At 34.6% G+C, this 13,639-nt stretch carries 13 protein-coding genes; 8 read left to right on the top strand and 5 right to left on the bottom strand.

Features of this window, described 5'->3' with window-relative positions; genetic code table 11:
* Positions 1 to 140 precede the first annotated feature (140 nt).
* The 4 genes from AAGD45_RS06870 to ssb form a co-directional block, all read right to left on the bottom strand.
* Entirely contained in the window at positions 141 to 689 is a 549-nt protein-coding gene (locus tag AAGD45_RS06870) for a GNAT family protein (protein WP_341761176.1), read from the bottom strand.
* A complete protein-coding gene (gene queC / locus AAGD45_RS06865) occupies positions 682 to 1,380 on the bottom strand; it encodes a 7-cyano-7-deazaguanine synthase QueC (protein ID WP_341761175.1) in 699 nt (232 codons plus the stop codon). Before queC ends, AAGD45_RS06870 begins: the two co-directional genes overlap by 8 nt.
* Positions 1,381 to 1,683: 303 nt before the next feature.
* On the bottom strand, positions 1,684 to 2,532 hold the full coding sequence (locus tag AAGD45_RS06860) for an alpha/beta hydrolase (RefSeq protein ID WP_341761174.1): 849 nt from the start codon (positions 2,530 to 2,532) through the stop codon (positions 1,684 to 1,686).
* Positions 2,513 to 2,962, bottom strand: a complete 450-nt coding sequence (gene ssb, locus AAGD45_RS06855; protein WP_341761173.1) for a single-stranded DNA-binding protein — start codon at positions 2,960 to 2,962, stop codon at positions 2,513 to 2,515. Before ssb ends, AAGD45_RS06860 begins: the two co-directional genes overlap by 20 nt.
* Positions 2,963 to 3,063: 101 nt before the next feature.
* Between ssb and uvrA the strand changes: the two genes are divergently transcribed.
* From uvrA to AAGD45_RS06815, 8 genes are all read left to right on the top strand, one after another.
* On the top strand, positions 3,064 to 5,931 hold the full coding sequence (gene uvrA / locus AAGD45_RS06850) for an excinuclease ABC subunit UvrA (RefSeq protein WP_341761172.1): 2,868 nt from the start codon (positions 3,064 to 3,066) through the stop codon (positions 5,929 to 5,931).
* 288 nt (positions 5,932 to 6,219) lie between these two features.
* Entirely contained in the window at positions 6,220 to 7,344 is a 1,125-nt protein-coding gene (locus tag AAGD45_RS06845) for a hypothetical protein (RefSeq protein WP_341761171.1), read from the top strand.
* Between the two features lie 145 nt (positions 7,345 to 7,489).
* Positions 7,490 to 8,146, top strand: a complete 657-nt coding sequence (locus tag AAGD45_RS06840; protein ID WP_341761170.1) for a DnaA N-terminal domain-containing protein — start codon at positions 7,490 to 7,492, stop codon at positions 8,144 to 8,146.
* 281 nt (positions 8,147 to 8,427) lie between these two features.
* Complete coding sequence (locus tag AAGD45_RS06835) at positions 8,428 to 8,628, top strand: hypothetical protein (protein ID WP_341761169.1); 201 nt, start codon at positions 8,428 to 8,430, stop codon at positions 8,626 to 8,628.
* Between the two features lie 244 nt (positions 8,629 to 8,872).
* The gene (locus AAGD45_RS06830; protein WP_341761168.1) at positions 8,873 to 9,328 is read left to right on the top strand and encodes a hypothetical protein; all 456 of its coding nucleotides are present in this window, start codon (positions 8,873 to 8,875) and stop codon (positions 9,326 to 9,328) included.
* Between the two features lie 46 nt (positions 9,329 to 9,374).
* The gene (locus AAGD45_RS06825) at positions 9,375 to 10,817 is read left to right on the top strand and encodes a hypothetical protein (protein ID WP_341761167.1); all 1,443 of its coding nucleotides are present in this window, start codon (positions 9,375 to 9,377) and stop codon (positions 10,815 to 10,817) included.
* Positions 10,818 to 10,894: 77 nt separating this feature from the next.
* Positions 10,895 to 11,083: a hypothetical protein gene (locus tag AAGD45_RS06820; protein ID WP_341761166.1), complete on the top strand. Its 189-nt coding sequence runs from the start codon at positions 10,895 to 10,897 to the stop codon at positions 11,081 to 11,083.
* Positions 11,084 to 11,428: 345 nt separating this feature from the next.
* Positions 11,429 to 12,145 carry a recombinase family protein gene (locus tag AAGD45_RS06815; protein ID WP_341761165.1) on the top strand — a complete coding sequence of 239 codons (717 nt, stop codon included), beginning with the start codon at positions 11,429 to 11,431 and terminating at the stop codon, positions 12,143 to 12,145.
* A 368-nt stretch (positions 12,146 to 12,513) separates the two neighbouring features.
* On the opposite strand, the gene AAGD45_RS06810 is transcribed toward AAGD45_RS06815, so the two are convergent.
* Positions 12,514 to 13,596: an IS481 family transposase gene (locus AAGD45_RS06810; protein WP_341761164.1), complete on the bottom strand. Its 1,083-nt coding sequence runs from the start codon at positions 13,594 to 13,596 to the stop codon at positions 12,514 to 12,516.
* Between the last annotated feature and the right edge of the window lie 43 nt (positions 13,597 to 13,639).

Genomic DNA, 13,639 nt, shown 5'->3' with positions numbered 1-13,639 from the left:
ACACAAGCTATCTTGGTCATTTTTCTAGATTCCTCCCTACGCAGGAATGACATAACGCCTGCAAGGACGACACCATAGGCTATTAAACCGATGTCTTACATCAAACTGATTTGTTTTAGGTTGAAAATTTTTACAGAAACCTAAAGCACTCTAGCGTAAATATAATAATCCCTATGTACTCCTTGAACAATTTCATATTTCTTAAGCAAACCCTCTTTGACAAAATTACATCGTTCTAAAACATTAATTGAACGTATATTGTCATTTATTACAGTAGCTTGGGTTCGAACAATACCAGCATATTCTATAAATCTTAAAATAGCTTTGATAGATTTTAGCATAATTCCTTTACCCCAAAATGTAGGATCAAGATCGTAGCTTATTTCTGCTTTGAGGTGCATTGTAGAAACAGTATTAAACCCAGCCGTACCTATAAGTTTATTATTATCTTTAAGGGAAATACCCCAGTAAAATCCTCTTTGGTGATGAAATAAGCTAGACCAATATTTTAGTTCATCAGCAGCTTGTGGGATAGTTGATGGAATGTTGTTATCTGTCAAGAAAGGACGCATCTCTAATTTACTCATATAACCAAAATAGTCTTCTGAATCATCACTAGTTAATTCTCTCAGCACTATGTTGTCTAGGTCTAACATAGGAAATTGGTGATATATAGAATGATTAAGCATGTGTAGAAGCGATTTTATAATTAATTGGGTCAATTGTATTATTTTCTTCAAAGGCCCTAAGTCTAAGTAAGCAGGAATGACATGTCCCACAAGATAACCCATTAAATGGGTCATAACAAGAAATTGTTTTGGAGTAATCTACTCCTAATTCTAGACCGGTTTTGATAATTTGCCCTTTTGTCATATTTATTAAGGGAGCATGAATGGTAATTCGTGTACCCAATACTCCTACCGCAGTTGCAAGATTAGCAAGCTTTTCAAAAGCGTCTAGGTACTCTGGACGGCAATCTGGGTAATTAGCATAATCAGTTGCGTGTACCCCCATAAAAATATCAAAGGCTCCTATTATTTCACTAAATCCCAAAGCATAACTTAAAAATATAGTATTACGTGCTGGTACATAAGTGATTGGTATATTATCCCCTAAATCACTATGATCTTTATATTTTGGTACTTCTATAGCATCATCAGTAAGAGCTGATCCGCCAAAGCTACGTAAATCAATATTTACAATTTTATGTTGTTTGATATTATAGTTCTTAACTAACTCTTTAACTTTCTCAAGTTCAATATTATTATGTTGAGAATAGTTAAAACTTATGGCATGAATTTCGTAATTCATTTTTTCTATCATTGCTAGTACTGTGGCTGAATCTGCACCGCCACTAACTAAAGCTACTGCCTTCTGCATAAAAATCTCCCATGATTAACCATTAATTCGATATAAGAATTTGTCAATTCTTATCCCAAATTCGGTGAAATTATAGATTGCTTCGTCGACCTATGGTCTCCTCGCAATGACGTTTTATAGGCGTATATGTCATTGCGAGCGAACGTACGTGAGCGTGGCAATCCATTTTGCTAAAAACATGATTTTAAAAGATTAAAATCATGTTTTTAGCTTTAGAAAGGTTTAAAATGCATTCGCAAAACCGCTTTAAGAATGCATTTTTCCTTATATTAAAGCTAATTCGGGATAAGAATTAGTTAATTATTATCCCGAATTGGGGTTTGTTATACCACAGGTAAGATTAATTTTTAGCACATCCTGCCACACCTTATCCCAACCTTTGGTATGAGTAATATTAGGGAAAATCTTTTGCTGTATACAATCTGAAGAACTAGCTTTTATATAGCCCTGCATAATTTTACTTGGTACTATTGCATCCTTAGCTCCCGAAAGATGTAATTGCGGAATATTGCTAATTTTTATGGCATAATCTATGGGATTTAATGACTCCTTTAACGCATATATCCCATGATGTTTACTGAAATTCTCAATATCAAGATTACCAGCTATAGTTATTATATCTTTAATATGCTTATTTCTTGCTGCAACCAAGACAGCAACTCCACCACCTCCGGAAAAACCAACCAAACTAGCTGGTTTACCATTACTTATACTATTTATTACTATATTTGTTGATTCTATAACCTCCTTGGCAAGTCTTTTGTCTGTCCAATAGATTTGACTGCAATTGGGGTTAAGTTCTACTGGCGTATATTGGCACGGACGAGCTATATAAACTATATTAGGTCTAGTATCAAGAGCTGCAAGCTTAAGCAACATAACCTTGGAAGGGGTTGGATTGCTAGAAATTGCGTAACGCCCTATACTAATGCTACCATCACCTTCAATATAAAATACGTAAGGGCTATCTTTATCTGAAACACGTTGGTAAGTTGTAATAACAAAATCGCCAGCCTTAACTAGTTTTTTCTCAAAGTTGTTTATTGAGGCTACCTTATCTGCCTCCTTAATCCTAGTATCTATAGATGAAACACACGCAGAAAATAACAGGGATATAGAAAGTAGAACAATTTTAAAAAGGTATCTCATCATCTAGATCACTATGGTCAAAGTTACTATTACCAACTGTGCTTTTTGGTACAATAGAATCTAGGGAGTTAGTCCCACTACCTTTAGAATCTAATAATATAAATTGTGAGTTAAAATTTTGTAGTACTATTTCTGTTGTATATTTTTCTTGACCAAGGTTATCCACCCATTTTCTAGTTTGTAAATTACCTTCTAAATAAACTTTAGTGCCTTTCTTGGCATAATTCTTTACAACAGACACCAAACCTTCGTTAAATACTACTATTCTATGCCATTCAGTTTTTTCTTTCTTCTCTCCAGTAACACGGTCTTTCCAAGTTTCAGAAGTAGCGATACTGAAATTTGCTATCTCTTTACCATCAGCCGTGTGCCTAATTTCTGGATCACGCCCTAAATTACCTATTAATACTGCCTTATTTAAACTACCAGCCACAGATCATTACCTATTTAAAAATTACTATTGCAATAGTAATTCAAAACAACCTATAATGCTACAAGTTTTTTGATAAGTTCCTTAAAAATTTATAACAAATTATGATACAAGAATATATTAAAGTTCGTGGTGCTAAGGAGCATAATTTAAAAAATGTAAATGTTGATATTCCAAGAAATAAGTTTGTAGTAATTACAGGGCTTAGTGGTTCTGGAAAATCTTCACTAGCTTTTGATACTATTTATGCAGAAGGACAACGTAGATATGTTGAAAGTTTATCTTCATATGCTAGGCAATTCTTACACCTTCAGGATAAGCCTAATGTTGAATCGGTCTCTGGTTTGTCACCTGCAATAGCTATTGATCAAAAAACCACATCTAAAAATCCTCGTTCTACAGTGGGTACTATAACTGAAATTTATGATTATTTAAGATTATTATATGCAAGGGTAGGAGTACCTTACTCTCCAGCAACAGGTCTACCAATCAAGAATCAGACCATATCAGAGATGATAGATGCCATTCATAATTTTCCTAAGGGTACTAAATTATACATATTAGCTCCAATTATCAGAGGACAAAAAGGTGAATTCAGACGTGAAATGCTTGATCTTAAAAAACAGGGTTTTGGGCGATTATTCATTAACAATGAAATTTATGAGATAGATAATCTTCCAAAATTTGATAAGAATAAAAAACATAATATTGAAGTAATTGTTGATAGGATTTCTCTAGAAGATGATTTAGGTAACAGGCTTGCAGATAGTTTAGAAATCTCTCTTAAGTTAGCAGATGGTATAGTATATGTTGAAATTGTTGACCTACCAAACGGATTAGAAACCAACCTTACTAAAGGCTCGAAAATCATTTTCTCAGAAAAATATTCTTGTCCAGTTTCTGGTTTTCAAATTACTGAAATAGAACCAAGAATTTTTTCCTTTAATAGCCCATTTGGTGCTTGTCCTAAATGTGAGGGTATCGGCACAGAATTGTGTCTTGATAAAGAATTAATTGTTCCAAATAGCAGAATTAGTATTAAAGATGGAGCTATAGCACCTTGGGGAAAAATATCCTCAAAGTTTTTTTTAGAAACATTAAAAGCTTTAGCAAGTCATTACGAGTTTTCATTAGACACTCCTTTTATAGAACTACCAAATACTGTACAGCAAGTATTATTCCATGGATCAGGTGACGATGTTATAAAATTTCAGTATCATGATGGTTCTAAATCTCAGGTGGTACAGCAACCTTTTGCTGGAATAATACCTAGCTTACAAGAAAAGGAGCGTAAGGCTGATTCTTCTTTAGTAAAAGAAGAATTATTAAAATACAAAGCAGAGTACAAATGCACATCTTGTGAAGGTTATAGACTAAAAATGGAGTCTCTTTGTATTAAAATCGCTGATATGCATATTGGACAAGTATCTACCATGAGTATTTTGCAACTACAGAAATGGTTTAATCAATTAGACAAACAGCTCAATAAAAGACAAATGACTATCGCCGAACGCATATTAAAGGAAATCAAGGAAAGATTACAATTTCTTATGAATGTTGGTCTTGATTATCTTGCTTTGTCTAGAGAATCAGGAACTCTGTCTGGTGGAGAAAGTCAGCGTATTCGCTTGGCATCACAAATTGGTTCAGGGCTTAGTGGTGTGTTGTATGTACTTGATGAACCCTCAATTGGTTTACATCAACGTGATAATGCTAGATTAATAGAAACTCTCAAGAGTCTTCGAGACCTTGGTAATACAGTGCTTGTTGTTGAGCATGATGAAGAGACAATGTACGAATCGGATCACATTATAGATGTCGGACTAGGCGCCGGTATTCACGGTGGGCATATAATAGCACAAGGAACAATTGAGGAAATTAAACAATGTCCCAATAGTATAACGGGTAGCTATTTAAGCGGTAAACAATCTATTGAAGTGCCAACAAATACTAGAGTATCACCTGCGGGTAAGGTAATAGCATTAACTGGGGCTATTTCTAATAATTTACAGGATGTTAATATTACAATTCCTCTGAGCAGTTTTACAGCAATAACGGGGGTATCAGGTAGCGGTAAATCAAGTTTAATAATTCACACTTTATATAAAGCAGCTTTAAAATTTTTAGAACCCTCTTCAAAAAATTTTCCAGGAGAATATAAGTCAATTAAAGGTCTTGAATATATTGATAAGGTTATTGATATAAACCAATCACCAATAGGTCGCACACCAAGATCAAATCCAGCAACTTATACTGGTGCGTTTACCCATATTAGAGACTGGTTTGCTGAACTACCAACTGCAAAAGCACGGGGTTATAAAGTTGGTAGGTTTTCATTCAATGTTAAAGGTGGAAGATGTGAATTATGTCAAGGTGATGGTCTGATTAAAATAGAAATGCATTTTTTACCTGATATTTATGTAAAATGTGATGTTTGTAATGGAGACAGATATAATAGAGAAACCCTTGAAGTTAAATATAAGGATAAATCTATAGCTGACGTTCTTAGGATGACAGTTGAGGATGCAATGAGTTTCTTTGCTAAAGTACCACTAATTTACGAAAAACTTGTTACTTTAAATGAGGTAGGACTTGGTTATATAAAAATTGGACAATCTGCTACCACTTTGTCTGGAGGCGAAGCACAAAGAATAAAGTTAGCTAAAGAGTTATCAAAACGCTCAACCGGTAAAACTTTATATATACTTGATGAACCAACAACAGGGTTGCACATAGATGATATTAATAAATTGCTTAAAGTGCTGCATAAGTTAGTTGATATGGGTAATACTGTTATAGTTATTGAGCATAACCTAGATGTTATCAAAACAGCGGATTATATTATAGATGTTGGTCCTGAAGGTGGAGATAAAGGCGGTAGAATAGTAGCTACCGGCACTCCAAAGGATATCGCTGCTTGTAGTGAGAGTTATACTGGACAATATTTAAAGCATTATCTAGACCAGTGTTAAGGTAGCTGCGATGAGTTGCCATTTTCATTAGCTAAGATTATTAGCGATAATAGATTAAAATGCATTCGTACCAGCCGCTTCAAGAATGCATTTTTCTGATATTCTAGCCAGGAACGTAGGGTGTGTTTTAAAAATTTCCTTCCAACCAGTATATATATTACCGTTCCAACTATTTGATAATTTCATTAAAAAAATTCTATACTGTTTTTGTAGTGTTTTTTTAGCAAAATTCCCCAAATTTGACCTACAAAATAGTCTATTTTTAACCGTTTTTCACGGGGAGGAAATATGACAGAATCGCTAACTTTTTCTCTACCTGTAGTTGAGAATCAAGATATTATCTTTTATAACATAGTCGGTGATTTTGTCCCGCCTGAGTGGCGAAATCTTACCAATAATTGTGGTAAGCGATTAAGTATAACCGCTCGTCAACTTTTGTCGTTAATAGTTTCTCGTCTACAATTTGATAACAAGAGGGATAGACCAGTAGAAGAATTACGGGAAGGCTTTCTTTTCTTCCAACAAGAGCTAGGAGTTGGTCAAAAACGGGTAAAACAATGTCTGTTAGAACTGAAAGACAGTGGTTTGATTGATTTTTATTCAACCACTCTGATTATACATAATATGAGATGTCCTCATATTCAATGTATCAAACTTCTTAAAAATTTTGTCAGTTTCCGTAAAACTAGTGACGACTCTAACCAACAAAAATCTTCAAAGCAACCTGAAATAAATTACAGCTTATGGCAAAATATTCTACTTAACCAGCAAAAAATTTCCGGTCAACCGGAAAAAAATTACCACTCAACTGGAAAAAATTTTCAAAAAAACGCATCTATATATATATCTATAATATCTAGATATGGAAAAAATCAAGAAAATTGTGGACAAGTCTGTGGACAAAATGTGTCAGAGCCTGAATCAACTGAGGAACAAAACGTTAATTTACCACTTGAGGTAACGACAAAAAGAGGTGAACAAAATCTGTCAGAAGTTGAGTCAACTACGGAGCAAAGCTTTGATTCATCGCCGGAGATAACGGTAAGTTCAGGTGAAAAAAGTTTACCAAAGCTTGAGTCAACTGAAGAAAAAAGTTTTAATTTACCTATGGAGACAACGGTAAACTCAGTAAATGAAACGTTACCCTGCAATTCCACAAACTGCAATTCCTCTGAGGCAACTCCAACTGATGACGAGTCAGACTGCGATTCAGATTCCGATTCAACAGATGGCTATTCAGGAGGTAGCAGGTCTGAGCAAGAAGCTAGTGGGAAATTGCCTAGGTGGTTCAGTGATATTACCAAACAGGCTAAAGGCTGGTATTCACCTAGGAAGCTAGAGATGTTTTACCCATTGACCGAAGAAGATGCTGCTTGGTTAAGAGCAGCAAACAAAATGCTACGTATTATGTAAAAACATAAACAAACTATTAGAACAGTTTGTTAGAAGGACAACAGGCCGTAATTACGAATTGAGTTTTGTCAACAAGCTGTTGATTAAACATAGCGTGGACTCTCCTAATAATCTCTTTGCCTGCAAGTAAGCAGTACTGAATTACATGAAGATAACTTTGATTCATGAAAGGCGTCCACCATCTGTAGCAAATAACCCAAACTTTAACTTCGATCTGAACAATGCTACTAAGACTAAGACAAGAAAAGCTTATTTGCAAAAAATAAAAGATAGTAAGGGCGTTAAACCACTGAATCAGTTGCAACGTAAGATTGTTGAAGCTTTTGAGCATCAGCCTAGCACTGCTTATCAATTGCTGAAGAGGTGCAGTTTTTTTGGAGTATGTGACGATGAATACAAGATTGATCTAGCGGATATCTCTTTGTCAGAAACTGACAAATGCACATTGCTCAAGATAGTAGCAGAGGTATATGGCAAAGATGTTCAGCAATTGCGTATTACCAACAAAAGAGAGGTATCGGATTATGATTTAGAGCTAAGTGGACTAAATCCAGAGTCCGTGTGGTACAAAGTAAGGAAATATTTGTTAAAATTATACGGTGAACACTTGGACAAAGCTTGGTTTAGCAAGTTAGAAGCAATTGAAGAAGATACGACTTGCAATAAGCTTATTCTCAAACCAGCTACTGCCTTTATTGGGGATTGGATTAAGAATAAGTACAGCAAAGATTTGGAATATGCTTGCAGTAAACTGAATTATACTTTTGAGTTTATGAAAGTCGATAGAATGGCTGGGCTGTAAGCTATGGCAAATAGCACTTAAAGCTATTTTAAATATGTTTATAAGAGGATTTTAATTTTTAGCTAAAGAAAGATGTTAAAAACAAATAACGCTATTATACGAGTCTGTATTTGTGAAATTTTAAGGTATTATTGCAATAACAAACGAAAGTTTGAATTGGTAGTTAAGTTGATGAAACTAATTGTATTAAGCGAGAAAAAAATGATTACAAATAAGTTAATAATAATCAAGAATTATTTAATTAGGGTTGAAAACACTATAAAAACACTACAGAAGGTTATTTGAACTTAGAGAAGATGAGAGTAATGCACCTTGTGGATACATCACTATCTTCCTATGAAGAAGGTGGGGTTATACTAAATTCACCATCTATAGCTATTTTGCCAAGATTTTTAGCAAATTTTGTCACTTTTTTACATTTTTTGGCAAAAATTGTTCGCGGAATCACCCGGGGGGTGGTAGCTATGCAAAATGGGGTATAGGGGGCGTCACGCGAAAAATTTTTTTGAGGTAATTAATCACTTGTTATTAAAAATTTTCACTTTTGTCAATTTTTTATATCTTTAAAAAAATTGACAAAAAAATAGAAAATAAAGTGTTGACAGTAATCTTTAGTTGAGATACACTGCAAAATATAAGGGGGATATTTTCAATTAATTAATTGGCAAAAAACCTGAAAATCAGCTATAATAAAGGGAATTATAAGGAATTTTTAAAGAGATGTACATGAACAAAAATTATGGTTTGTTTGAAAAATATTTAGCAAAGATATCATCTAGTACCATTAGTAAGTTTGGCTCAATAGATGATATCTCTAATTTCCTATTATATCTTTGTGAACATGGTAACATCGTTATTGCAGCTAAGAAGGCTGGTTGTATTTCACCACTTAGGTTGCACCGAGTTATTAATAGCGATAAATATTTAACAAAATGCGTCAATTTAGCTTTAGCCATTGCGGTAGATAGAGCAGAAGGGGTGTTATATGATAGGGCAATTAACGGTTATGAGGAAGTGACTTATAACAAGGATAATCAGGCAATTGCTACTAAGAAAAAATATTGTTCTAAGTCGTTGCTGGAATATCTTAAAGCTAATTCGGAGAAATATCAAACAAGGAAGCATGATGCTAGTTACCATAGGAAAAATAGTGATGAAGCTGAACAGGCAGCAAAAGCCTGAGAAATAGCAAAGATGATAGATGTAACTAATTTTGAAATAGAATCGTATGAAGCAGAATATGCACTTGCCAAAGGACAGTAAGACCAAAGTGATGAAAACTATTAGTAAAGCTAAAGCCAGCAAAGAGGTTTCTAGCTCTGCTTCTAAAAGTCTTAAATTTCCGGTGGATTGGTCACCCTATCCATTTCAGTTGCCTTTGTGGAGATATTTATACTCGGGTGGTAAGAAAGCTATAGCCATTTGGCATAGAAGAGCTGGTAAGGATATTATGGGTATTAACTGGATCACTGCTAGTGCTATTCGAGAAGTTGGCATTTATTGGTATGTCTATCCTACCTATAATCAAGCTAAAATGAGCATATGGGATGGTATGACATTATCGGGGCGTCCTTATATGTCATTTATTCCTAAAGGGATTATTGCTCGTAGTCAGCAATATAAGCAACGGATATTATTTAAAAATGGTTCAGTGATTCAGTTTGTTGGTAGCGATCGTTATGCCACTATCAGGGGTAGTGGTATTAAAGGAGCAGTTATCTCAGAGTATTCTTATCATGATCCACGAGCTATGAGTTGCGTTATAGAGCCGATGGTAATTCGTAATAATGGCTGGTTGCTTTATTTGTATACCCCTTCTGATAATCCAAAACTTGTACATGGTGAAGAATTATACCGGAAATACCAAGATAGTCCGGAAGTATTTTGCCAAATAAAAACTATCGAAGATACTACCGACAATGACGGGAAGCCTTTAGTTGACAAAGACAAGCTTGGTTCTGTCGATATGACTAAAGAGGAAATTCGTCGAGAGTTTTATTGTGACTTTGAAGCCTATCGTTATAAGAGAGCTGATCAAGGTGGTACTTTTGTTGAACAGTTACGGCTAGCTGAAGAAGAAGGACGTATAGGCTATGTGCCATATGACCCAGCCTATCAGGTTCATACTTACTGGGATATAGGGATTGTTGATTATACGGTAATTTGGTTTGTCCAAGAGAAACAAGACTATATAGATATTATCGACTTTTACATGAATCGAGGTAAAGATTTAGAGTTTTACTTGACCCATTTAAGGACTAGACCGTATCAATATGGACGTAACGTATTGCCCCATGATATGAGTCGCAGACAAATGCCAACTTTGGATACAAGATTACAACAAGCTAATGAGGTAGCAGAGAAAGTAGGCTTCTCGCCTTTTGCTATTGGTAGGAAATATTTACGGGAAGAAATGATAACCAAGGCAAGAATACTACTGGGTAAATGCCGCATCGACGCCCAAAAATGTCAACGTGGCATTAACGGACTTTTCGAGTTTGATGCTACCAAAAGAGGAGTGCATTCTAATTCATCTAGAGCAACTGATATAACCGAGAGCTTTTGTTATTTAGCGATGGATGTAAAAACTGGTAATGAGCAACAGCAATCGCAATATAATATATTACAATATCGTCAAGTAATGAATGATTACAATGCGTTGGAAAGATGATGGAGCAGAAGAAGCAAGAATTGATGGTGAAATAATTAATATATGGTAATTAATAAATAATTAAGGCAAAGTAATATATGTGGCCAATATTAGGTTTACTAGGACTTAGTGCTTTAGCGGTTGGTGCATCTAGGAACAGGTACATTACTGGAGCTGATACATCAAGACAGAAGCGTCTCTATAATGAATCACGAGATCGTTATAGTAGTTATGCGAGTGAAGCGTCGGGTAATAGAGAAAATGTTGCCATTTTCTCTGTCCCCTAAGAACCGTACATACAGTTACAATAATATTGCAAACTCTCTAGAAATCATGCAAATTATTCCACGAGCTTTTACATTCAATAATCTAGGGAAAAAATTTACTTATGAAGTTAATTCATTGAGTTCTACTCTGAAAATCGTGTATCCGTGTTTAAATTTAATGGAGTAAAGAAGTGAAAAAAAATGGTATATATCTAACAACTATGAACCAAATCGACTAGCGTTAAACAATTTAATAGACGCTTATGAAAAATTATTACCTAGAAAAAAGTATAAAGTGAAAAATAAAGAATCTGAAATGAATATTGAATTGAAACCTTGTTTAACCATTTTTCGAGAAAATTTAAAATGATAACAGCAGCATTATATGCAAGGGTATCTTCGGAGAAACAAGCTCAAGAAAATACAGTAGCAAGTCAAGTAGAAGCTTTAAAATCGAGAATAATTGCTGATAGTTTACCTCTATTAGACGAGCATCAATTTATTGATAATGGTTATAGTGGCTCAAACCTTGTTCGCCCCGCATTAGAAAAACTACGTGATCAAGTTGCAGCAGGTATAATAGACAAAATTTACATTCACTCACCTGATCGATTATCGAGAAAATACGCATACCAAATGATTTTAATAGAAGAATTTGAGAGGTATGGTGCGGACGTTGTTTTCTTAAATTTTCAAAAATCGAATGAAAATCCAGAGTCACAGTTATTATTACAAATGCAGGGAATGATTGCTGAATATGAACGTTCAAAAATTATGGAGCGACATCGCCGGGGAAAAATTCATGCAGCAAAAAGAGGTTCTGTCAATGTACTTTCGGTTGCACCCTATGGTTATCGTTATATTGACAAACATACAGGTCAGGGAGAAGCCTCTTTTGAGGTTATTGATGATGAAGCAGAAATTATAAGAAAAATGTTCAACTGGGTTGGAAAAGATCGCCTAACCATTGGAGAAGTGATACGCCTGTTAAATAAGGATAAGATTTTGACCAAGAAAGGCAAAATGTGGTGGGATAGAAGTACGGTTTGGTACATGCTAAAAAATCCTACCTATAAAGGGTAAGCTGCATTTGGAAGAAGAAAAACTGGAGTAAGATTATCCTACATAAGACCACGAAGAGATTCGAGCGAGCAGCCAAAAAACAATTCATCTAGGTATTCTGTGGATAAAGAAGATTGGATTTATATTTCTGTTAGTTGAGAAAGAAACTTTAACAAAAGAAATAGGGTTGATTGTTACTAATTTAGAGAATTTTACAGTCGGAATTGATGAGAATCTTGACAAATTGGATTGGCATGGTAAACGAAATATGATTAGATGTGTGGTGAAAAGAATCGAAATTGGAAGTGAAGAAATCAATGTTGTGTATTAAAGTAAACAAATTGCCTGAGTATGTACTAGTTACGACTTAATCTGACAATAAGTAATAATCAGGCAGCTTGATAAGTAATAGCCAAGTTGTCTGATATTCTCTCTATATTACTAATATTTTTATCTTTAGCAATATAAAGTGAATCTCTAAAAGTTTGCATTGGTGTTTTACCAAAACAATGTTTACCTGAATGAGACCTTTCGTTATTATAATTTGTAAGCCAAGTATCTATATCAGCTTGTAACTCATCTAATGTATTATAGAGCTTTTTACGGAATAGAATGTGATAGCACTCTTCCTGCATAGTTTTGTGAAAACGCTCACATATACCATTAGTTTGAGGACTATATGCTTTAGTTCTAGAATGATCTATATTCTCAATACCAAGATATAGTTGATAAGCATGATTCTCAGGTTTACCACAATATTCCGTGCCTCTATCTGTAAGTATTCGAAGCAAAGGGATATTATACTTTTCAAAAAATGGAATAACCCTATCATTCAAATGGTCTGCTGTAGTAATAGCTGTTTTCTCGGTATAAAGCTTACAAATAGCTACCCTAGAATAAGTGTCTACAAAGGTTTGTTGGTAGATACGTCCTATGCCTTTAATGTTTCCAACATAATAGGTATCTTGAGAGCCAAGGTAACCAGGATGCATGGTTTCAATCTCACCAGTTGCTTCACGTTTATTCTTGATTTTCTCAAGTGCAGCAAGTTGTGCATCACTCAAAATAATACCATCATTTGCAACTTTAGCATCCAATGCTTTTAGACGTTTTTTGAAATTCTCTAGATCATGACGTAGCCAAACAGACCTTACTCCACCTCCAGAGATAATGATACCTCTCCTACGTAATTCATTAGCAGTACGTTCCTGACCATAAGCAGGAAATTCAACAGCTATATTAACTACTGCATCCTCGATATTAGATGGAACACGATTCTTCAAACATGGCTTCTTTCTAGTCATCTCAAACAAAGATTCTGCTCCACCTTGCTCATGCAGTTCCTTATAGCGGTAAAATGTATCTCTGCTATAGCCCATTACTTTACAAGCTTGCGATACGTTTCCTAGTTGTTCTGCTAATTGTAATAAACCAATTCTTGGTTTTATGATTTTTTCTTGATATGTTGTCATCTGACAGTCTCCTTAATAAGAGGTTGTTAAAATTTGCTGGGTA

The organism is Candidatus Tisiphia endosymbiont of Thecophora atra (assembly GCF_964026395.1).
In the GTDB taxonomy this organism is placed as follows: Bacteria; Pseudomonadota; Alphaproteobacteria; order Rickettsiales; family Rickettsiaceae; genus Tisiphia.
The sequence above is the reverse complement of the archived record's forward strand: the minus strand, read 5'-3'. Positions and strand labels throughout refer to the sequence as shown.

Excerpts from the sequence above, each read along its gene's own strand:
- queC (WP_341761175.1), bottom strand. The coding sequence starts at position 1,380 with ATGCAGAAGGCAGTAGCTTTAGTTAGTGGCGGTGCAGATTCAGCCACA.
- AAGD45_RS06870 (WP_341761176.1), bottom strand. The coding sequence starts at position 689 with ATGCTTAATCATTCTATATATCACCAATTTCCTATGTTAGACCTAGAC.
- AAGD45_RS06815 (WP_341761165.1), top strand. The coding sequence starts at position 11,429 with ATGATAACAGCAGCATTATATGCAAGGGTATCTTCGGAGAAACAAGCT.
- AAGD45_RS06830 (WP_341761168.1), top strand. The coding sequence starts at position 8,873 with ATGAACAAAAATTATGGTTTGTTTGAAAAATATTTAGCAAAGATATCA.
- uvrA (WP_341761172.1), top strand. The coding sequence starts at position 3,064 with ATGATACAAGAATATATTAAAGTTCGTGGTGCTAAGGAGCATAATTTA.
- AAGD45_RS06860 (WP_341761174.1), bottom strand. The coding sequence starts at position 2,532 with ATGATGAGATACCTTTTTAAAATTGTTCTACTTTCTATATCCCTGTTA.
- AAGD45_RS06845 (WP_341761171.1), top strand. The coding sequence starts at position 6,220 with ATGACAGAATCGCTAACTTTTTCTCTACCTGTAGTTGAGAATCAAGAT.
- AAGD45_RS06820 (WP_341761166.1), top strand. The coding sequence starts at position 10,895 with ATGTGGCCAATATTAGGTTTACTAGGACTTAGTGCTTTAGCGGTTGGT.
- AAGD45_RS06825 (WP_341761167.1), top strand. The coding sequence starts at position 9,375 with ATGAAGCAGAATATGCACTTGCCAAAGGACAGTAAGACCAAAGTGATG.
- AAGD45_RS06810 (WP_341761164.1), bottom strand. The coding sequence starts at position 13,596 with ATGACAACATATCAAGAAAAAATCATAAAACCAAGAATTGGTTTATTA.
- AAGD45_RS06840 (WP_341761170.1), top strand. The coding sequence starts at position 7,490 with ATGAAGATAACTTTGATTCATGAAAGGCGTCCACCATCTGTAGCAAAT.